Here is a 19,587-nt window from a genome sequence, read left to right as displayed (position 1 = left end):
TAATTAAGGACAAAATTAATGGCTATGACTCATATAAAGAAACACTTTACCTTATTATGTTTTTCTATCATCTCTATATTCCTAATAGGGTGTCAGACATACAGCGGCCCTAAAACCGTTTGGCTTACACAGAAAACCTTTGATCAAAAATATCCAAAAGCGAACATAACCCCCCCATTTAGAAATATTCGACTAGAAAAGTTAAGCTATATAATAAAAGTTGATAGCGACACTTGGTTTGGAAAGGGGTCTGGAGGGTGTCAAGGAAGAAAAATTGAAGACAGCCACCAAACCTATAGTATTACGCACCACTCGAAAAATACTTATAAAGTAAAAAGGAGGAAGGTCGGATGTCGCAGCAATCCATCGACAGCTAATCTTTACGGAAGACTAAAAGGGAGCGAGCTAGCTTTGTATGGTGGAGGTTTTTACGGCAACACAGTCCTTAAATTTAGTAATGACTTTAGTTATGCGAAGGAATATCGAGTTTATTACTATTCAGACAATACCGTAGAGGAAACCATTTCATCGAAGCATCACGGAACGAGCGAGGATATTCTAGAAACATATTTGGTGCCATATATATCTCCTAAGGAAGCACGACGGTTAGAAGATGCCGCTAAAAATAGTCGGGGTGGTTCTTCAATTTTCACTCAGCTTGCACAAGGAATCGCACGAAACTCAAATCAATACTCTTCATCCGGCTTAGATGGTTTGTCGTCAAGCAGCGTGCCAAAATCATCGACATCTAAGGGTTACAAGTCTTATTCTCATACCTTTTCATGCGGATCATATGGTTCGCCTAAAACAATAAAGGTTCCATATAAAACCAACCGTCAAAAGCAACTTCGAATTAAGTTGGCCGAAGCAGGAAGCTGTAACAGAATAGAAGAAATGAATGCCGCAATAGCTCTTTGCCAACGAGAATTCGGCCATCCATATTGTGAATAGCATATAACAAGTTTATCAACGAACGCCTTTGGCTGGACAAAGTGCTACGCACTTTGCCCGTTATAAAGGCGTTAGGTGTTTTAGTGAAAATTGAAACTGGAAATTCAACATTTGGAAGAGTAATTCTTCTGCTCCTGATGGGTATCCCATTTGGTGCAACTCAATTGCTTTTTCAAAGCTATATTGTTTTATCAGTTTTATTGTTTTTAGCTTGGTTAGTTATCGGAGTATTTTTGGTTAATTGGTTAGCTAAAGAGAAGTTGGTTCGCAAGCCTTTTTCATTACTTATTATGGCTGTTATGTCTATTTGTTATTTCGTTGTGTTTTGGGCTAAGTTCAACACCTAACAAGGCAATCAAGCAGGACTTTTATCAGTTGGTTGAGTTCCGCTTCGCTTCAAATTTTAACCAACTAATAAAAGCCTCTTATTGAGGCGTTAGATGTTTTCTCAGGGATGATGTTAAATTGAAAAAATTATTAATTCTAATTCTTATATGTTTAGGTGCTTGGCAGTATTCTCTTAAGAATAGTGAAACTGTTGAACCTAATAAAAGTAGTGCCGCAGTCAAGTTTTCAAACAGTGCTGCTATTCAAACACTGTCTAAAGCTAAGGAAATCGCAAAGCCAAAATCGCGCTTTAAATGTGATGGTAGACAGCATTGCTCTCAAATGAGGTCTTATGAAGAGGCTAAGTATTTTATCAGGCATTGTCCTAACACGAAAATGGATGGTGATAACGATGGAATACCTTGTGAAAGACAGTTCAATAGATATGATTGAAAACTCTAACAAGTCATTCAAGCAGGACAAATTCAACTTGGTTTTTGTCACTGCGTGCCGGAATTTTAACCAAGTTAAATTTGCCTCTCAATGAGGCGTTAGAGGCCTGTCGACTTATGAGATATATTATCTTTCTTTGCATTATCATTTCGAATATTACATTTGCTAGTGAAAAAGTGCCTAAATTCAAAGTTACTAAGCTAGCTGATAATGTTTATCAGCACATTTCATATAAAAAGGTTGGTTCTTATGGAATGGTAGGTGCATCAGGTTTAGTTGTTGTTGATGGATCAAATGCACACATTATAGATACACCATGGACAGTCAAAGATACAAAGAAATTAGTAGAGTGGATTACATCAAAAAAATTAACACTCAAAAGTGCTGTAGTTACACACTTCCATAAAGATGCTAGCGGTGGACTTTCATTCCTTAACAGCTTAGAAATAAAAACTTATGCTACACCATTAACTAATAAACTACTCAAATCTAAGAAGAGAGAAGAATCTAGCCACGAAATCAAAAATAATGAATTACTTACTAATAAAATAGAAATATTTTATCCTGGTGCTGGTCACTCACGGGATAATATTGTTGTTTGGCTTCCAAAGGAAAAAATTCTTTTTGGCGGGTGTTTTGTTAAAAGTATTGAGAGTAAAGGCTTAGGTTATACGGGACATGCATCAGTGAAAGACTGGCCTATATCAATTCAAAACGTTATTAATAAGTACCCTAACGTAGAGAGGGTAGTACCGGGGCATGGGAAAATCGGTGATATAAGTTTACTTAAACATACCGCGAAACTTGCTCTAGGTGAAAAAGGCCTCTAACAAGGCACTCAAAAGGACAAATAACAGTTGGTTTTTGCTCCTTCGTCGCTTATTTTAACCAACTATTATTTGCCTCTTAGTGAGGCGTTAAATCGCATGTCAAAGTACGCATCTAGTATGTAACCTTAAGGGTTGCGGAGCGATACCTTTCGGGTTACAATCAAGTTATGATTAAAAGTTTCATTCATAAAGGTCTTCGAAAGTTCTACTCTTCAGGTAGTACTGTAGGAATCCAGAAAAAGCACGAAAAGAAACTACGTCTAATTCTTGCTAACTTAGATCAAGCAGAAGAACCAGACGATATGGATCTACCTGGTTTATTTATGCATCAACTTAAAGGTGACAGGAAAGGCGTATGGTCAGTTCGAGTAAACGGGAATTGGCGCATAACGTATAGATTTATTGGACGTGACGTTGAAATTGTAAATTATGAGGATTACCACTAATGGCTATGTTTAACCCTGCACATCCGGGGGAAATATTAAAAGAGTTAGTGATCGACTCTTTAGAGTTAACGATCACGGATGTTGCAAAGCACCTTGATGTAAGTCGAAAAACTTTATCTAAAGTTTTAAATGCAAAAGGGTCTGTAACCCCCGAGATGGCTGTCCGTCTTGAATTAGCTTTTGGAAAACCATCAGCAGATCATTGGCTTCGTTTACAGAATGCACATGATTTATGGAGAACAAGACAAGAGCAAAGCTCATTACATGTTTCACCGTATAATTTTCAAGTGGCATAATGCGGTTTAACAAGTTACTCAATAGGACAAATAACACTGTCACAGTTTTTGCAAACAACGCAAAAACATGTGCCAGTATCATTCGCCTCTTAGTAAGGCGTTAAATGTCACAAAGGATTGGTTATGGAATTTAAGTTCTCCTATTTGTTTGCTGTAATTTGGCTCTTAATCAATGTAATTGTTTCTATTCAAGTTGCGAGAAGAGATGATTTGGATGCTTTTCAAAAAAAAGGGCAAATCGTTTTTGTCTGGATTATCCCTTTTCTAGCTGCAATTTTTGTATGGCATTATAACCGGTCAATGGATCTGGAAGTTAAGAGAGGAAATGGAACTTTTGGTGGCGGAGAAAGCCCCGTAGATCATGAGTAAAGTAACACTTAACAAGTCATTGAAGCTGGACAAATTTAACTTGGTTTTTGTCACTGCGTTCCGGAATTTTAACCAAGTTAAATTTGCCTCTTAATGAGGCGTTAGGCGGAGAAACGAGCGGCACCGATCATCAGTATAATATTTTTACAATTTGCGGCGAAAAGGTGCCAGTAATTTTTACACATTTCAGGACTTTAATATGGGTTCTGTAAAATAATATGATAAAACAATGGCATAGGGTTTTGGCATGCATTTTGCTTTTTGTTACGAATTATATTTTACGGAGAATAATAATGAAGAAACTCATCACAATACTTGCTTTTTTGGCATACGCACATTCCGCCAATGCAACTTTAATAAATACTGATTATGCCTCAGCTGGCGATGGATTGCTTGTCCTTGATACAGATACTAATTTGGAATGGGCGCTCGTAACACAGACAGGAAGATCGGTCGATTATTTTTTTAGTAGCAGTGTTTACGCAGGTGGTGGTTTTACGGTTGCTAATGCAACTGATTTACTAGCATTTTTTACAAATACAGGTGCAACTGAACTGACCATAGGAACTTATCATACTGGAGATCAGTATGATGCCCCAGCCCAGTTAATGTACGATTTAATGGGGGTTTACACACCATATACAGAGTTCGGTGGAAATAATTGGATTCATGCTTTCTATGACAATGGTTCTGGTACCTACGATACTGGACGTGTAGGTTGGGATGGCTCTACTTATATTCGTCAAAGTAGCTTCATGATCGGCAATAACAATTTATCAAATGCTGACTCTTCTTATTCTCATTCAGCTTACAGCGTATGGGCATATCGTGAAGCCGCAGCAGTTCCAGAGCCTGCTTCACTTGCACTGCTAAGTTTTGGTTTAGCTGGTTTGGGATTTTCTCGTAGGAAATCGAAAGCCTAACAATCGCATTAACGCGGACAAACAAAAAGCGGGGCTTGAAGGCCCCGTTTTTTGTTTGCCGGTTATGCGGGCGTTATATTAAAAGGAATTAAACTTATGACCCGATATCTATTTCTTGTTCTTCTATTCTTTTCTACAAATATAATTGCCGAAGAAAATCCGGATGTAAAACCACAAGAAACAGAAATAACGCCGCTAATGATTATAGGGGTGGAAGCGTTATTTGCTGTTAATTCATGGATGGCATCAGAAGATCCGCATACGTATGGCGGCGCAGCCGCTCTATTATTTCCTATTGCTGGTTGTAACGAGTTATATTGCAGTAATTTAATTGCAGCAGAATCTCTAGCTCTGTATAACTTATCGATAGATGATGACAAAACGTCGAAAAGTGAAATTTTCAAAAACAACATGATTGCATGGCATATTTTTGCTGGTGTTGTTGGTTTGTCTGAATATTTAATTGAAGATAAAGATATTAAATTAAGCTTTCAACCAATATCAACAGGCGGTGGAAAAATAGTGTTTGACTATAAATTTTAATATAACACATATGAGCCTTTTCCTGTCAAATAAGCACTAGAAATTCTGTGGTTGCGTAGCAGCCACCTCTTATATCAATTAGCAAAAACGTCTGCTTCGTTCTGTCGCTTTGCAATTAAATCATCGTTTACTGCAAACACATATTGAGGCTCTCTTAATGTGATCTCATCACTGCCTATCATTCCATCCTCCTTGGTGAAAATAGGGGCACTAGACATTCTTCGGTTAACCTTTGACTAGCACTATTCAAGCAAAGTGATTCAAACGTTCAGTTAGTTTCAGGCTTAGCTAAGGTGTAAACGATTTTGCTTATTGTTTGTATGCGCACCAATGGCGTGTCTAATCAAGCAATATGGGCTTGGACAACTTGGCATAATCATCATCAAATAGTGATTAAACGACGATGATAGTTCATGCTCTTAACCAGCGAGTTAGGCTTTAGGCTCACGCCATTGTGCGACTTAACCTTTTAAAAATTTATCTTCATCAAATACCGTTTTGTTTTTCAGCATGTAATACACACAACGACCTATTTTATGCGCTAACGCAGAGAGTGCTTTGCCTTTGCTCATGCGTTTTTGCAGTTTGCTTAGATGGTTTTTCGCTCTATCGTTACCGCGCAGATACAGAACCGCGGCTTCGCTAAATGCCCACTTTAGATAGCCATTTCCAATCTTATTGCCGCTAGTACCATAAATTTTACCTGCTGACTCGGCTTTACACTTTACGAGTCGACTATAAGAGGCAAAGTTTTGAACGGATTCAAATCGGCAAATCTCACCAATTTCATAAAGAATGGTTAACCCAAGAATTTGTCCGATACCAGGAAAGGTGCGTATTAATGATAAATAACAACCGTGGTGCTCTTTCGCTTGTTTTTCGATAAACCATTCTACTTTCTTTAACTCTTTTGCATAGCAATCAAGTAACACCATATCCAGCTCGATGGTTCGCTGAATAACAGGGTCCTCGTAATGGTGTTTTAAGCCTTCTCTGGCTGATATATTTTTCAGATTGAGTGCTTGAGACGGTAAATTATATTGGCTGTCGGTATTAACGACATGTGCTTTTAAATCAGCACCGTGCCTAACAACATGAGTTCGTCGTCTGAGTAAGTCGCGAGTTGCACGCATTCTTGAAGGGTAAACGTAAGCAAGAGGGAAGTTACCGCCACGCATTAAACAGGCAATTTTATAAGAATCTATTTTGTCGTTTTTGGCTTTCCCACCATGAATAGCTTTCATATAAAGTGCATGGCCTAGAATAAAATCAATACTATATTCTTCACACCAATCACTAACCCAATACCAGCAATGCATACATTCAACACCAACAACGACATGGCCAATGTAAGGTTTTAGTAAATTTAATAGTTGTTGCTTATCTGCTTTAATCTGTTGATGTAAAACAGTTTTTCCTTCATTATCAATAATGCACACGTACAAAATACGTGAATGAAGATCGATCCCACAATAAAAAGGGTGAGAATTAGTATAGAATTTCATTGAGTGTTCTCCTTTTGGTTTGGTCGCCTTGAAGTCTAGTTTATCGCTAGACTTCGGGGAGAAGGCTCAATAAGTATCAAGTCATTCAAGCAGGACAAATTCAACTTGGTTTTTGTCACTGCGTTCCTAGATTTTAACCAAGTTAAATTTGCCCCTTAACAGGGCGTTATATTTCTCTCGACGAGTGATGCGCATCACGCTATACTTATGTCATGATTAAATCTTTTAAGCACAAAGGCCTCAAAAAGTATTTCCAAACTGGAAGTGTTGCTGGAATACAGGCTAAGCATCAACGTAAATTACGGATGCAACTTACCGCAATAGATACCGCGCAAGAAATTGATGATATCAATTTACCCGGTTTTAAATTGCACCCTCTTAAAGGGGATCGTGACGGGATTTGGTCTATTACTGTAAATGGCAACTGGCGCATTACTTTTGAGTTTATCGATGGTAATGCATACATTCTCAACTATGAGGACTATCACTAATGACTATGCATAATCCGCCGCATCCTGGAGAGTTTATCTATGACGTTTACCTAGAGCCTGCTGGCTTTAGCTGTCGTTATTTAGCTAAGCAATTAGATGTAGCATCATCTACTTTAAACCGTGTTCTTAAAGGTCAAAGTGCTATCTCTCCTGAAATGGCACTTCGCTTATCTAAAGCAATTGGCAGAACGCCAGAAAGTTGGCTAGCAATGCAAGATAACTATGATCTTTGGCATGCTAAACAACAAATTAATTTAAGTAATGTTCACTCAGTAAACTTTACGGTAGCATAAAAATATAACAAGGCGCTTAAACGGAAAATTACAGTTGGCTCGCGCTCCGCGCAGTTTAGCCTAACTGTATTTTTCGCTTAGCTTGGCGTTAGGTGTAAGGGAGACGGTTGAATATTCTTAGTGCCGTATTGACGGGCGTATACATTATTGTTGCTGTTGTAATAATTGTAGTTGTCATATCTAACAAAATGCCGATCTATTTATTACCAGTTGCCCTTCCTTTTATTTGTTTAGCTTTTGCATTAAATGGTAAGGGTGGGCTAATCGTTAAGATTCTTGGATATGCAACTTCAAGTCTTCTGGCATTTTGTGCTCTACTTGTTTTTGTTATGTTTGTATCTACTTTTTTTAATCACGAATATGATTCGCTGTCGCCAGTAATTCTTGTTGTATTGGGTTTTTTAGGTATTTTGTCTATTATCTGTTTGAGAAAGCTTGGTATTACTAATTAGAATTTACACCTAACAAGCAAATAAAGTCGGGACTGCTAAAGTTTGGCTCGGTTTCGCTTCGCTACACATTTTAGCCAAACATTATCAGCACCTTAACAGGGCGTTATAACTCAAACTAGTTTGGCTTTAATTCCCATAATGGGTTATATTTTACGGTACAACTAATTGTACAACTAAAGGTACTTTATGAGCCGTATTCATTTTGACCAAGATATTCAACCTCTCTCTGAATTTAGAGCAGGTGTTGCTTCTTTCATAAAGCAAATTAACGAAACAAGAAGGCCCCTAGTTATAACTCAACGAGGGAAAGGTGTTGCTGTTGTTTTAGATGTTGCGGAATACGAAGCAATGCAGGAAAAAATAGAACTACTTGAAGAAGTGCAAAAAGCTGAATTACAGCTGGCTTCTGGACAAGGAATTTCAAATTCAGATGCTCGAGCTCAAGTATTGGCGAAGCTAAATCAATGATTGTAGTTTGGTCGCCATTGGCGATATAAAAAAGTAGGTTCAATTGCTGATTTTATTGCTCTCGATAAACCTTCGGCAGCAATAAAATGGACCAATGACGTTTTTGACCTTGCGGTGCGTATTGGCTCTCAGCCAGAAATGGGGCGAATGGATATTTATGAAGTGTAAAAAGTGTAAATCAGAAATTACAGCGCCAAAAGTTCGAATAGCAAATATAAATGGCACTCCAATAACAGCATCAACTTGCCCTGTATGCGGCGAAAATCTAGCTGCTTCAAAAAAGAATTGGATTGCTTTAATTATTTTGTTTGTTGCAGTTGGCGTGGCGTCAAAATATTTTGCTTAAGTTTGTACGTGCTTTTTAACTAGGCGTTACTTTTAATGAAAGGTTGTTAGTAATGCGAAAGTTTTTATATTTTATAAGTGGGCTTCCATTGTATTGGTTTTTATCTCCTATAATAGCTGCAGGTGCATTAATTATAGGCTTCCCCCTTACGAAATTACTCGCGAAACTCGGAATAATTGAGCTACCAATTGTTCGCTATATACCAACATTCATCGGTGATATCGTTGCTGTCTATTTCGCTGCTCTTTGCTTTTTAATCATTATATATAGAGCAAGTGAAACTAGTTTTGTAGATTTTAATAAGTTTACATTCAGGGGAGTTATTGCTGGTTTTATTGTTAACTTATCTCTATCTTTGCCAACTACAATGGCTATTGGCATAGTAATGTTACCAATAATTGCTTTTCAATTGCTTGGTGTACTATTAGCGTTTAAAACAGTTAATTATGTCGTCAAAAACTAAAATATAAAATCCCCTCAATTAGGCATTAGAGCTCTCTGAGGTGAAGATGTGTCGGAACACAAAATATTTTCAATGGTATTAGCAAAAATATATTCTCTCTACGTTCAAAAAGCAGAGAGAAAGAACAGAACCGAAGAGGAAGTCATCCAAGTTATTTGTTGGCTCACAGGTTATAACTCTATCGCTCTGATTAAACAGATTAAGAATGAAAATGACTTAACTACATTCTTTGCTGAGGCGCCAGTAATCAACCCCAATGTATCTCTGATCAAGGAAGTTGTATGCGGAGTACGTATTGAAGAGATCCAAGATCCACTTATGCGTAAGGTTCGATATCTCGACAAATTGATTGATGAGCTTGCCAAAGGAAAGTCTATGGAAAAGATTTTACGTTCGTCCTAGTGGTGCATAAATGATAGCAACTAAACTAAGCAGGAAGCACAATTCTTTAAAAGGTGAACTTTGATGATCTCTTGTGAACAACATGATTATGTAGAAATAGCCTGTATGTATAATTATTTAATCAAACTTACTCTCAAATCGGGTGATGAAATAACAGGCATCGCTGTGGATGTTAAACGTAATACAAGTCGAGAAGAGTGTATAAAGATTAAAGTTAACAATAGTGAACAATTGTGTGTATTGGATTCGGTGTCGAAAATGGAAGCTCTTGCAGATAACCCACATTTTAAGGTTGTAAGTTTTAAATAGAATACCGAATCTCTAGTCCATTATTGACTCTTTTATAGGGTGTAAGTTTTTGTTACATCTTAAAGTCGTTTATTTCTATTATTTCATGTTAAATTTATTTTTTTATAAAGGAATGACTTATGAAAACTCTGCAAAAAACAGGAGGAGTCGCAGCACTTCTTGAGGCTATTATTTACATATCAGCTTTCGTGTTTTTTGGTGCATTTTGGAATTTCCCAGCAGATGCTAATTCTGTGCAAAAGTTTGCTTTTCTCGCTGAAAATCAAGTCGCGTTGTCTATCGTAAATTTCATTATGTATATACTATTTGGGATTTTGTTAGCGGTATTGGTGCTTGCGATTAATGACCGATTGAAAGCCAATACCCCAATCCTGTCTCAAGTCGCCGCTATATTCGGTGTGGTTTGGGTGGGCTTAGTTATTGCAAGTGGAATGATAGCCAATATTGGGTTATCAGCTGCTTTGGAGTTATCAACTAAAGATCCAGAACAGGCGATGACAATGTGGCGAGCTATTTACACTGTGGTTGAAGGTTTAGGTGGTGGCAACGAAATTGTCGGTGGGCTTTGGGTATTATTGTTAAGCATTGCCGCGTTAAAAGGTAATGAGTTTTCTAAAGGCCTTAATTACTTAGGAATTTTCGTTGGCGTTGTTGGCATTCTTACGGTAATTCCTGCTGAAGTCTTTACTGAAATTTTTGGTGTAAGCCAAATTGTCTGGTTTTCTTGGTTAGGAATATCCCTGCTAACGAGTAGTAAAAGTGAATAAGAATTATGGTTCAAAGGAAGGTTATGCGTAAATTTTTATCCCGTTTATTGTCAATGTCGATGCTAACGTCGATGTTATCGCTAATGTTAGTGTTATTTAATTCAGCGGCCTTGGAAAATAACATTGTAAATAAGTTTATTGAGTTAACCGATAAAACGAAAGTTATTGGGGCAACAGATGCAGACATAAATGCAGTAGCCAATTTATTGGCTGAGGATATGCGTTATCAACACCCAAATTACAATGCTGATCTATCTAAGTCTGAATTTATTGACGGTTTAAAGCGCTATATGGGCGTAGCTGACTCTTTAACAACTAAAGTTGTTAATCAAATCAATGGCAAACAAGCCGTCACCATTGCTTATATATCGACGATAGTTATGGATGGAAAAACCGAAGTAGATCCAGCTCCGTTAATGCGTTTAATAGAGTTTAAAGATGGAAAAATCGTGTTAGTTAGAGAGTACTGGTAAACGAAAAAGGCAAAAATTTTAACGCACAAACTTAAGAATAAAACCTTTAAAATTGCTGTCTAGATAGTCGGTATGCTCTGGTTTAAAGAACGTCGATACATAGCCAAATTCAAGTAACTTTTTCGCCAGTTTGTTTTTTCTGCCTCGGCCGGGATCTACAATAATTACTTCGCAAGCTGAGTTAGAATGTTCGCCAATAAAATTGGCAAGTAAATCTATATGCTGGTCTTCGTATAAGAGGTCACTACCAATGATTAAATCAAAGCGACCTAAACTATCATTATTATCGCCCCAACCAGTTCTTTCATAAGGAATAACAGCATCGCCATTGAGCTCAGAGTTTCTGGTTAGAAAAGTACCTACTTCTGGGTGGTAATCTGTCGCAGTAATATCTACGTCTCGTTTATTTAATAATAAGCTACTGAGGGCCGTACCACAGCCAACCTCTAGAACACGTTTTACGCCGACGTCATAGTTAGAAATGTGGTGGGCTAGAACCATACTTGATGGCCAAACAACACCAAAAATTGGCCAAGTAGCTGAAGAAATTCCGAGCTCTTCGGCGATGCCATCAGGATCGTGAAATTCTTGCTTGTTTCGAAGAGTACAAAGATGAATATCTGTTTTTCCAAACTCAATGGTTTGGTAGCGTAATCGCAAGTTTGTCATGTGGCCGCCTCAATGATTGAGCGCTCAGCCAACTATCAAAGATAAATGACAAAACGAAAGCATACAGGTTATAGTGATTAGCTTAGAAAGGAAAGACATATATTTAACAGGCCATGTAAAGGCGCTGCCATATGAGCCTTACTTAGGTTTGATTTGGTTGACTTATTTTAGAACGTTATAAATCAGGAGTAATTGCAAATAATGTACCTTGGGAAGTGTTTATGTGGTGACGTTCAAGTCAAAATTAACGGTGAAATCAGCGATATTATTCACTGTCATTGCTCTTTATGTCGAAAAAATAGTGGCACAGCATTCGCGACAAATGGATTCATAAATTCGGCAGAGTTTGAGATCATAGCGGGTAAAGAAAAAATAACTACCTTCTCTTTTAAACCTGGCCGGAATAGACATTTTTGCACTAATTGTGGGTCACCTGTTTACAGCTCTAATGACCAAGATCCGGCTCGTTTTAGGATAAGGTTAGGCATTTTAGATTCAGAAATAACAGAAAGGCCCATTTCTCATAACTTTGTTTCGTCAAAGGCAAACTGGGAAGAACTAGATGCTCAGTTGCCTAGGTATGATGCATTTGAGCCGAGCCGTAAATAGCTTATTAATACTTTAGCTAACTATTGTTAGCCTCTATAAGAGACATCAAATTACATTGGAGAAAACATGTCACTGAAAGTCGATCACGTTACTATTTTGGTTAAATCATTAACCGGCAGTATGCCGTATTATACAAAGCTATTAGAACTTATTGGCTTTACTCAATTGCGTGATTTTGTGTGGACCGATAATAACGGTTTTTTTCTTCAATTTAATCAGGCTAAAGAAGGTTCTAGAGAGTATGATAGGTATGGTGCAGGAATGAATCATATCGGCTTTTCCGCACCTTCTGCAGAGTTTGTAATTGATTTACAAACCAAGATGAAAGCAAGTGGTTTTGATGTACCTGAAATACAAAACTTTGATGGTGTTAAAGCGCTTTTTATGAAAGACGCCGATGGCATTCGTTTCGAAATTACATATTATCCACCAGGTATGGCTGTGGTTGAGTAAAATTTATCGTATTGCAAGGCAACAATTTAGCCTAATACATCACCTTAAAATAGGACGTTTTAAAATGAAAAAACAGGGGCTACTATTTTTCGCGCTACTAGTGATTAACGTTGCTATCAGTGCGAAGGAGCTTGATGGTTCGCAACCGCCATCATTAAACGATTATAAGATTGGTGAAACCTGGGTGTGGAAATACAAAGGTGCGACATCTTCAGGAGAGGTGCGTGCTGAAGGTACAGACACAAAAACAATAGTCGATGACAATGGTGTTGTCAGTATGAAAACTCAGCATGGCATGATCCCGCTGAAACATATTGTCAAACCAGAGAAAAGCGATACACCTCGGTATCATTGGCCATTGCAGGCAGGAAAAAAGTGGAAGTTTGAGGAGAGGTGGACGAGCGAAGACGGTACAACCGGAGCCACTATACAAGATGCTGAAGTTTTATCGTACCAACAAGAAACTGTAGAGGCTGGTACATTCATGGCTTACACCATTCGATATAAAGGCACGATAAGCAACTCAAGAGGTTATCGCGCTGATTCAGAAGATATTTATCTATATGCCCCGACATTAAAAACCTTTATTAAGCTTACTCAGTCACAAGATAGCTATGTGTATGTAGAAGAATTGATTGAGCATAAAATCGAAAAGTAGCTAATGCAGGCGTTGATATAAATGGATAAAATCGTGTTTAAAATAAAGTTAGATGACTTATCGGGAGGGCAAGTTATAGCACTTCTTGAAGAGCACCTCGCAGATATGCAGGCAACGTCACCGCCCGAAAGCAAACATGCTTTAGACTTAACGAGCTTAAAAGCGTCCCAAGTGAAGTTTTGGACTATTTGGGATGGTGAAAGCATAGCGGGGTGCGCGGCCTATCAAAGGCTTAGCGATAGCCATGCAGAAATTAAGTCGATGAGAACGGCTGCAAATTATAGAGGCAAAGGTGTCGCTTCAAAATTACTAAATCATCTAATTAACGATGCTCAATTAAACGGTTTTCAAAGGCTAAGTTTAGAGACAGGTTCAATGGATTATTTTAAACCTGCACGAGAGCTATATAAAAAATACGGCTTTAAGTATTGCCAACCTTTTGCTGATTATATTGAAGATCCAAATAGTCAGTTTATGTATTTAAACTTAACCTCAGAAGTTTTGCCCTAAAAATTAATTAGTTTTAGTCCTAACTATTTTAACTATCAAGGATTTACTCATCTAGACACCAGGTTCTGGTCACATGTTGTCACTTGAAAAACCGCGCAAGTTGGCACAGTACATAAATACGTGGGTAGAGTTTTAACAAAGAATTCGAGGTACGCATGCATAGAACAATTACGTTATCAGAGTATGTAAAAAAACGAAATGGTGTCGCTCTTGGCGATTCGGGTTCAATGACCAATATGCTTCAACGATCGTTAGGAGCGGGTTCGTTTTATTTATTCTGGCAATTTTGGAACCCTGTATGGGGTTACTATCTTTCTCGCAACGTAATGAAACCAATGAGTCGTTACTTTCCTGTATCGTTAGCCATTATTTTGACGTTTGCTGTGAGTGGGGCTTTGCATGATCTGGCGATAACGTTAGTAAAGTGGAAATTAACATTTTTATTTACACCATGGTTTGTAATGCTGAGTTTGGTCGTTATTGCGACAAAGAAATTTGGCATTTCATACCATAGAAATCCTTGGTTTGTTCGAGCATTGATTAACATATCAATTATCGTAATATGTTTATTTTTAACACGTCAGTATACATAACAAGCCACTAAGTTAGCGAACAAAACAGTTGATTCATAATTATATTTTTTGAATTAAGCTATTTAAGCCGATATACCATGCACAAGGAGGATAATTTTGATCTCATATCGACCAACTGATGATTTATCCAAATCAGCAGAAATTACCTATCAGAATATGCGCTCTTATTATGAGCATTACTCAGTAGATTGGGAACAACCTAAAATTTTGGAGCAAATTCAAGGGCTAGATAATTGGGATATTCTATACAATGATGAGCTTATCGGTGCGATACGGTTATCGTTTGATGATCAAGGTTGCTATTTAAGAGACCTTCAAATAGCAGAGCCATTTCAAAATCAAGGATTAGGCGCCAAAGCACTGTCGCAATCAATGCAACTGGCACGAAATTTAGACGCAACGAACCTAAGGTTGCGGGTTTTTAAAATCAGTCCTGCACAGCATCTTTATATTAGAGAAGGGTTCTTAGTGTCTAGTGAGGATGAAAGATTCTTATATATGGTGCAAGAAATATCATAAGCTTTATTAACACTTTATCTATGTTAGATTAATTAACTAACTCAATGATTTCAAAGTTACGAAAAAGGTAAATAATGAAGTTCAACTTGATTGCGTTTAGTATGCTGTTTTCTACTCTGATGTTTACAGCAAAAAGCTATAGTGGAGATGAGTTTCCGATCTTACAAGGAGATTACTTTGGTCAACAGGAACCTGGCTTAACGGCTGAAATTTTTGCAAAAGATATTGTTTCAATTAATGGTAGATACGAATACGGCATCAGCTTTTCGCCTGCTTTAAATGAAATGTATTTTTCAGTTCAGCAAGAAGGCGAAACCGCGAATATCTACTTTTCAAAACTCAAAGCTAATAAATGGCAACCGATTCAAAAAGCGAATTTTACCAAAGGTAGAAAAGCAGGGGAAATGGAACCTTTTTTAAGTCTTGATGGTAAAGAGTTATATTTTACCGCCTATAACCCTGATTTTACCGATACTAAAATTTGGGTTGCTCAGCGTGTTAATAATGGCTGGGGTGAAGCAAGAAAACTAGACTCGCCAATTAACGAAGAAGAAGTATTTAATGCTGTACTTGCCAAAAATGGTGATCTTTTCTATACCGATATCTTTAAATCTAAGACATACTTTGCGGCATTCAAAAATGGTAAATATCCGCAAGTAGAGGAAGTTGGTATTGAATTTGGTGTTCACGGATTTATATCGCCATCTCAAGATTACTTATTGGTCGATGCTCGCAACCAAGAAGACAAAAATAGAAAAGATAAAGACATTTATGTGTACTTTAAGAACCAAGATGGTACTTGGTCAAAACCAATAAACCTTGGCGAAGCAGTAAATTCAAAATTTGGAGAAACAGTTCCTAGCGTCACTCCTGATGGTAAGTATTTGTTTTTTAGTCGCTACAATGAAGAAGGTGGTTTATCAAACCTTTATTGGGTGAGTACACAAGTGATTGAAGATCTAAGGCCGAGTTTCTAGGTGCTAAACTAGAATTATAAGCTTGGTATTAAAACTTAGGCATATTCTTCATTCAACAGAAATTATGAAAATTACTTTAACTGAAATAGAAGATACTTAATAAGGAAATTGAGCGTGTCGTTAACCCAAGTCGCAAGGTATATAATCGGAGTTAGCTGGCTCTATCATGGTATTTTCCCTAAATTAGTTCATGTTGCACCTCTTGAAAAAGCATTAACAGCAAGCCTCGGTTTTTCAGAGCAAATCTCATACATGATTACCAAGACTGCAGGCATCGGTGAGGTTATTTTTGGCATTATCTTTCTCATTTTTTACAAAAGTCGAAGTATTGTTCTATTAAATATTGCAGCCTTATCAGGGTTATTGCTTTTTGTCGCTATTCTTCAGCCACAACTATTAATTGAGGCTTTTAATCCGGTAACTACTAATATACCTTTAATCGGGTTAAGCTTAGTTTTATTAAATAAATCAGATAATTAATTCGATGCCGTTTGTATTGTGGTTTAAATATTACAGATAACAACGTTTATAACTCTGTAAAAACACTAACAAACTGGTAACTTTCATTTACCTTTCTAAAAGTATTATTTTCTAAGGATAGCCAGTGCGTAACCTAATATTAATATTTTATTTTTGCGTGTTTGCAGCAAGTGCTACTAATTTTGACAAGGATATTTCAGCTAGCCTAATTGAAAGAACAACCCATGATTTGACTTATAATGGCGCTTATATTTCTATTTCATACCCCAATGGCGATGTGCCTGAAAATATTGGCGTATGCACTGATGTTGTAATTAGAGCTTATCGTACGATTGGCACCGATTTACAAAAACTAGTTCATGAAGATATGGCTAAAAACTTTAGCTTATACCCATCAAATAGAATTTGGGGATTGAACTCTACTGACAAAAATATCGATCACCGCCGCGTACCTAATCTGCAAGTGTTTTTTAAGAGACATGGTGAAGAGTTAGTGATTAGTCAAAATAAATCTGATTATAAAGTAGGTGATATTATCACTTGGATGCTGCCTGGAAACTTGCCTCATATAGGTATGGTCACTGGCAAAAAGAGTGCGCTAACTGGCAATCCCTTAATTGTACATAATATTGGCTCAGGTCCTATGCTGGAAGATATGATTTTTGATTATAAAATTACCGGACATTATCGGTTTGTACCAATGAAATATAAAAAAGCAATTAACAAAGGTTAAACGGATAGTATATGAAATTTTTTACCCTCGCCATTTCTCTTTTTCTTGTTCTCTCATGCAGTAGCCATGTAACGGTCAATGCACAATCAACCGAGTTAACAGGTGAACGCAATTCAGTTATTACAAAAACTGAGTGGATCCATGGTTCGAAGAATTGCGATACCAATCAAGACCCTTTATATGATGTTTATCAGCATGATGCGACCAGCTTTATTATTCGACAAAATAAATGTGCTACTTTTGAGGCGCCTTTTAGTTATGTTTTGATTGGAGAAAAGAAAATATTAGTCGTCGATACGGGCGCGTTAAGCGGAAAGCCAGAGTATTCATTATACGCTCAAATAGAGCGGGTAATTGGCAAAGGCCAATTAGCAATGAAATCAATACTTGTCGTTCATTCACATAGCCACAGCGATCATTATGAAGGGGATGTGTATTTTGAAGGCCATGATAACGTCGAAATAATTGACACATCTGCGACCAATGTTAAATCGTTTTGGGGCTTCCAAGAATGGCCTAATGGAGAAAAAACAATTGACCTTGGAACAAGAGAAATCACCGTAATTCCGACTCCGGGACACCAAGAAGAAGCAATAAGCATTTATGATCACCACAGTAAGTGGTTAATCACTGGCGATACGCTATACCCCGGTTATATCTACGTAAAGGACTGGCAAGCATATCGAACTAGTATTAGCCGTTTAACCGAGTTTGCCAACAACCATGAAGTATCAGCCATCATGGGAGCGCACATAGAAAAACAAAATTCTTCAAATGCTTACTTCCCCATTGGAACTACTTATCAGCCTAATGAAGCGAGCCTTGACTTAAGTGCTGACGTGTTACCAATCCTTAACACTAGACTAAAAACAATGGTTGAACCTGCTGAAATAGTATTTGATGATTTCACACTCAAGCCACTGAGCGGCATGCAAAGATTACTATCCAATGTTGCTCGCTGGTTTACTCAATAGCGAGTAATGAAATATTAGCTTTCTAATGGTATGTTTTGTGAGTAGGATAATTGCTACAGAAAGACAAAGCTTTGCTTACCAGAACTTTTATTAAGGAATTAAAGTGTCAAAACTAGTTAAATTAGAATGCGCATGCTCTAAGGTAAAGGGAGAGTTAACCGTCGTAAAGCGTTCGTTTTTTCATGTTCATTGTTTGTGTTGTGATTGCCAGGAATTTGCCTCGTATTTAAATAATAAAGAAATGATTTTGGATCAACATGGTGGTTCTGAACTGTTTCAAACTTATCCTCAATACTTGAGAATTACTCAAGGTCATGACCTCATTGGAGGCGTGCAGTTGCAAGAAAAAGGCATATATCGATGGCATACTGCCTGCTGCAATATGCCAATTGCTAATACATTGTCCACAGCCACAATTCCATTTGTAGGTATATCAGTTAAGCTGATGAAGTTTAAAGACGAACAAGAAAAATTTGAAGTGTTAGGGCCTGTTACAGTTAAAGCGTTTGGTAAGTATTCCATTGGCGATATGCCCAGTGATGCACACCCAAGGTTCCCACTTTCCTTTATGCCTAAAGTCATAGGGTTTATGCTTAAGGGGTTGTTGGGTAAAAGAAATAATCCATCGCCATTCTTTAATGGAAAAAAAACGATAGTCAAAGTGAAAACCTTGTTCGATAACAGAGTGTAAATTATTCTTTATTGAGACATCTATTTTAATCGACTGCAAATAATTAGTTAACAGGTCAAATATGAATAATAATTGGTATCAAAAACCGGAAATGATCGTCGCACTTTCGGCATTATTAATTAGCATCGTAACAGCGATAGTCGGAATATATTCAGCCTACATTGATCGCTCTTATGCACGCGCTTCAGTGTGGCCTAGGGTTGAAATTTATCGAAGCTTCAGTGGTGACAAATTTGAATATGGCGTAACCAACAGTGGAAATGGCCCTGCTTTAATAAAATATGCCGTTGTCGAATATAATTCTAAAGCGATAAAGACCTGGTCTGAAGTGCCTAAACTGGGAAACTATTCGCAATCACACATAAGCACCAAAATACTGTCACCGCAAAATATTATCAATCCAATTTCTTATCGTGGCGAAAATATTGAAGCATATCTAACAGCAGATAAGTCGATTGATATAGAGCTTTGTTATTGTTCAATTTATGACGAGTGCTGGTTGACGAGCAGAGTGAATGAGCCGATCGTGGTCGACAGTTGTGTCGTTGACGAAAGTAAGGCTTTTACACAATAAACAATGAAGCTAACGGTTATTATCGAAGGCTAGAAGGCAT

34 protein-coding genes are annotated in these 19,587 nt (G+C 37.4%); 31 read left to right on the top strand and 3 right to left on the bottom strand.

What is annotated here, in order from left to right; all coding sequences use genetic code 11:
- The first annotated feature begins 18 nt into the window (after positions 1-18).
- The 9 genes from LT090_RS16570 (at position 19) to LT090_RS16530 (ending at position 5,138) form a co-directional block, all read left to right on the top strand.
- Positions 19-951 carry a hypothetical protein gene (locus tag LT090_RS16570; protein ID WP_068547889.1) on the top strand — a complete coding sequence of 311 codons (933 nt, stop codon included), beginning with the start codon at positions 19-21 and terminating at the stop codon, positions 949-951.
- A gap of 83 nt (positions 952-1,034) precedes the next feature.
- Positions 1,035-1,298, top strand: a complete 264-nt coding sequence (locus tag LT090_RS16565; protein ID WP_157726665.1) for a hypothetical protein — start codon at positions 1,035-1,037, stop codon at positions 1,296-1,298.
- A 118-nt stretch (positions 1,299-1,416) separates the two neighbouring features.
- Complete coding sequence (locus LT090_RS17305; protein WP_068547891.1) at positions 1,417-1,731, top strand: excalibur calcium-binding domain-containing protein; 315 nt, start codon at positions 1,417-1,419, stop codon at positions 1,729-1,731.
- Positions 1,732-1,847: 116 nt separating this feature from the next.
- The gene (gene bla, locus LT090_RS16555; protein WP_068547892.1) at positions 1,848-2,561 is read left to right on the top strand and encodes a subclass B1 metallo-beta-lactamase; all 714 of its coding nucleotides are present in this window, start codon (positions 1,848-1,850) and stop codon (positions 2,559-2,561) included.
- Positions 2,562-2,728: 167 nt separating this feature from the next.
- Positions 2,729-3,007 carry a type II toxin-antitoxin system RelE/ParE family toxin gene (locus LT090_RS16550; RefSeq protein ID WP_068547893.1) on the top strand — a complete coding sequence of 93 codons (279 nt, stop codon included), beginning with the start codon at positions 2,729-2,731 and terminating at the stop codon, positions 3,005-3,007.
- Positions 3,007-3,303 (top strand): HigA family addiction module antitoxin, encoded by a 297-nt coding sequence (locus LT090_RS16545; protein ID WP_068547894.1) that lies wholly within the window; start codon positions 3,007-3,009, stop codon positions 3,301-3,303. Before LT090_RS16550 ends, LT090_RS16545 begins: the two co-directional genes overlap by 1 nt.
- Positions 3,304-3,426: 123 nt before the next feature.
- Positions 3,427-3,672, top strand: coding sequence for a hypothetical protein (locus tag LT090_RS16540; protein ID WP_068547895.1), 246 nt, complete (start codon positions 3,427-3,429; stop codon positions 3,670-3,672).
- A 293-nt stretch (positions 3,673-3,965) separates the two neighbouring features.
- Positions 3,966-4,595, top strand: coding sequence for a PEP-CTERM sorting domain-containing protein (locus LT090_RS16535; protein WP_068547896.1), 630 nt, complete (start codon positions 3,966-3,968; stop codon positions 4,593-4,595).
- A gap of 96 nt (positions 4,596-4,691) precedes the next feature.
- Entirely contained in the window at positions 4,692-5,138 is a 447-nt protein-coding gene (locus LT090_RS16530) for a hypothetical protein (protein WP_157726666.1), read from the top strand.
- A 74-nt stretch (positions 5,139-5,212) separates the two neighbouring features.
- Here the strand turns inward: LT090_RS16530 and LT090_RS17040 are convergent, their stop codons facing one another.
- Complete coding sequence (locus LT090_RS17040) at positions 5,213-5,356, bottom strand: hypothetical protein (RefSeq protein ID WP_157726661.1); 144 nt, start codon at positions 5,354-5,356, stop codon at positions 5,213-5,215.
- Positions 5,357-5,599: 243 nt separating this feature from the next.
- On the bottom strand, positions 5,600-6,643 hold the full coding sequence (locus LT090_RS16525; RefSeq protein ID WP_068547699.1) for an IS110 family RNA-guided transposase: 1,044 nt from the start codon (positions 6,641-6,643) through the stop codon (positions 5,600-5,602).
- 212 nt (positions 6,644-6,855) lie between these two features.
- Between LT090_RS16525 and LT090_RS16520 the strand changes: the two genes are divergently transcribed.
- From LT090_RS16520 to LT090_RS16475, 10 genes are all read left to right on the top strand, one after another.
- Positions 6,856-7,134 carry a type II toxin-antitoxin system RelE/ParE family toxin gene (locus LT090_RS16520; RefSeq protein WP_068547700.1) on the top strand — a complete coding sequence of 93 codons (279 nt, stop codon included), beginning with the start codon at positions 6,856-6,858 and terminating at the stop codon, positions 7,132-7,134.
- A complete protein-coding gene (locus tag LT090_RS16515) occupies positions 7,134-7,427 on the top strand; it encodes a HigA family addiction module antitoxin (protein ID WP_068547701.1) in 294 nt (97 codons plus the stop codon). The genes LT090_RS16520 and LT090_RS16515 overlap by 1 nt, the downstream gene beginning before the upstream one ends.
- A 107-nt stretch (positions 7,428-7,534) precedes the next feature.
- A complete protein-coding gene (locus LT090_RS16510) occupies positions 7,535-7,879 on the top strand; it encodes a hypothetical protein (protein WP_068547702.1) in 345 nt (114 codons plus the stop codon).
- 186 nt (positions 7,880-8,065) lie between these two features.
- Positions 8,066-8,347 (top strand): type II toxin-antitoxin system Phd/YefM family antitoxin, encoded by a 282-nt coding sequence (locus LT090_RS16505; RefSeq protein ID WP_068547703.1) that lies wholly within the window; start codon positions 8,066-8,068, stop codon positions 8,345-8,347.
- A gap of 94 nt (positions 8,348-8,441) precedes the next feature.
- On the top strand, positions 8,442-8,693 hold the full coding sequence (locus LT090_RS16500; RefSeq protein WP_226996504.1) for a hypothetical protein: 252 nt from the start codon (positions 8,442-8,444) through the stop codon (positions 8,691-8,693).
- Between the two features lie 52 nt (positions 8,694-8,745).
- Positions 8,746-9,156 carry a hypothetical protein gene (locus LT090_RS16495; protein ID WP_068547705.1) on the top strand — a complete coding sequence of 137 codons (411 nt, stop codon included), beginning with the start codon at positions 8,746-8,748 and terminating at the stop codon, positions 9,154-9,156.
- A gap of 48 nt (positions 9,157-9,204) precedes the next feature.
- On the top strand, positions 9,205-9,558 hold the full coding sequence (locus LT090_RS16490; RefSeq protein WP_068547706.1) for a DUF2200 domain-containing protein: 354 nt from the start codon (positions 9,205-9,207) through the stop codon (positions 9,556-9,558).
- A 63-nt stretch (positions 9,559-9,621) separates the two neighbouring features.
- On the top strand, positions 9,622-9,867 hold the full coding sequence (locus tag LT090_RS16485; RefSeq protein ID WP_068547707.1) for a Rho-binding antiterminator: 246 nt from the start codon (positions 9,622-9,624) through the stop codon (positions 9,865-9,867).
- 119 nt (positions 9,868-9,986) lie between these two features.
- On the top strand, positions 9,987-10,634 hold the full coding sequence (locus LT090_RS16480) for a DUF4386 family protein (protein ID WP_068547708.1): 648 nt from the start codon (positions 9,987-9,989) through the stop codon (positions 10,632-10,634).
- Between the two features lie 23 nt (positions 10,635-10,657).
- Positions 10,658-11,107, top strand: a complete 450-nt coding sequence (locus tag LT090_RS16475; RefSeq protein WP_068547709.1) for a nuclear transport factor 2 family protein — start codon at positions 10,658-10,660, stop codon at positions 11,105-11,107.
- Between the two features lie 18 nt (positions 11,108-11,125).
- Here the strand turns inward: LT090_RS16475 and LT090_RS16470 are convergent, their stop codons facing one another.
- Positions 11,126-11,776, bottom strand: coding sequence for a class I SAM-dependent methyltransferase (locus tag LT090_RS16470; RefSeq protein ID WP_068547710.1), 651 nt, complete (start codon positions 11,774-11,776; stop codon positions 11,126-11,128).
- Positions 11,777-11,977: 201 nt separating this feature from the next.
- Here LT090_RS16470 and LT090_RS16465 point away from each other — a divergent pair, with 201 nt between their 5' ends.
- The 12 genes from LT090_RS16465 to LT090_RS16410 all read left to right on the top strand — a co-directional run bounded on the left by LT090_RS16465 (position 11,978) and on the right by LT090_RS16410 (position 19,547).
- Positions 11,978-12,385 carry a GFA family protein gene (locus tag LT090_RS16465; protein ID WP_068547711.1) on the top strand — a complete coding sequence of 136 codons (408 nt, stop codon included), beginning with the start codon at positions 11,978-11,980 and terminating at the stop codon, positions 12,383-12,385.
- Positions 12,386-12,451: 66 nt separating this feature from the next.
- Entirely contained in the window at positions 12,452-12,838 is a 387-nt protein-coding gene (locus tag LT090_RS16460) for a VOC family protein (RefSeq protein WP_082897264.1), read from the top strand.
- A gap of 64 nt (positions 12,839-12,902) precedes the next feature.
- Positions 12,903-13,496 (top strand): hypothetical protein, encoded by a 594-nt coding sequence (locus LT090_RS16455; RefSeq protein ID WP_068547712.1) that lies wholly within the window; start codon positions 12,903-12,905, stop codon positions 13,494-13,496.
- Positions 13,497-13,517: 21 nt separating this feature from the next.
- Positions 13,518-14,006: a GNAT family N-acetyltransferase gene (locus LT090_RS16450; RefSeq protein ID WP_068547713.1), complete on the top strand. Its 489-nt coding sequence runs from the start codon at positions 13,518-13,520 to the stop codon at positions 14,004-14,006.
- A 155-nt stretch (positions 14,007-14,161) separates the two neighbouring features.
- Positions 14,162-14,599 carry an acyltransferase gene (locus tag LT090_RS16445; RefSeq protein ID WP_068547714.1) on the top strand — a complete coding sequence of 146 codons (438 nt, stop codon included), beginning with the start codon at positions 14,162-14,164 and terminating at the stop codon, positions 14,597-14,599.
- Positions 14,600-14,695: 96 nt separating this feature from the next.
- Positions 14,696-15,118: a GNAT family N-acetyltransferase gene (locus LT090_RS16440; RefSeq protein ID WP_068547715.1), complete on the top strand. Its 423-nt coding sequence runs from the start codon at positions 14,696-14,698 to the stop codon at positions 15,116-15,118.
- A 74-nt stretch (positions 15,119-15,192) separates the two neighbouring features.
- The gene (locus LT090_RS16435; RefSeq protein WP_068547716.1) at positions 15,193-16,095 is read left to right on the top strand and encodes a TolB family protein; all 903 of its coding nucleotides are present in this window, start codon (positions 15,193-15,195) and stop codon (positions 16,093-16,095) included.
- A gap of 114 nt (positions 16,096-16,209) precedes the next feature.
- Positions 16,210-16,575 carry a DoxX-like family protein gene (locus LT090_RS16430; RefSeq protein WP_068547717.1) on the top strand — a complete coding sequence of 122 codons (366 nt, stop codon included), beginning with the start codon at positions 16,210-16,212 and terminating at the stop codon, positions 16,573-16,575.
- A gap of 124 nt (positions 16,576-16,699) precedes the next feature.
- The gene (locus tag LT090_RS16425) at positions 16,700-17,308 is read left to right on the top strand and encodes a DUF1287 domain-containing protein (protein WP_068547718.1); all 609 of its coding nucleotides are present in this window, start codon (positions 16,700-16,702) and stop codon (positions 17,306-17,308) included.
- Positions 17,309-17,319: 11 nt separating this feature from the next.
- Positions 17,320-18,282: an MBL fold metallo-hydrolase gene (locus LT090_RS16420; protein WP_068547719.1), complete on the top strand. Its 963-nt coding sequence runs from the start codon at positions 17,320-17,322 to the stop codon at positions 18,280-18,282.
- A gap of 103 nt (positions 18,283-18,385) precedes the next feature.
- Positions 18,386-18,973, top strand: coding sequence for a DUF6151 family protein (locus LT090_RS16415; protein ID WP_068547720.1), 588 nt, complete (start codon positions 18,386-18,388; stop codon positions 18,971-18,973).
- Between the two features lie 61 nt (positions 18,974-19,034).
- On the top strand, positions 19,035-19,547 hold the full coding sequence (locus LT090_RS16410) for a hypothetical protein (protein WP_068547721.1): 513 nt from the start codon (positions 19,035-19,037) through the stop codon (positions 19,545-19,547).
- The last annotated feature ends 40 nt before the right edge of the window (positions 19,548-19,587 follow it).

Origin of the sequence: Thalassotalea crassostreae (genome assembly GCF_001831495.1) — a bacterium.
GTDB classification, from domain to species: domain Bacteria; phylum Pseudomonadota; class Gammaproteobacteria; order Enterobacterales; family Alteromonadaceae; genus Thalassotalea_A; species Thalassotalea_A crassostreae.
Note: the sequence above shows the minus strand (reverse complement) of the source record. Positions and strands in the feature narration are given on the sequence as shown.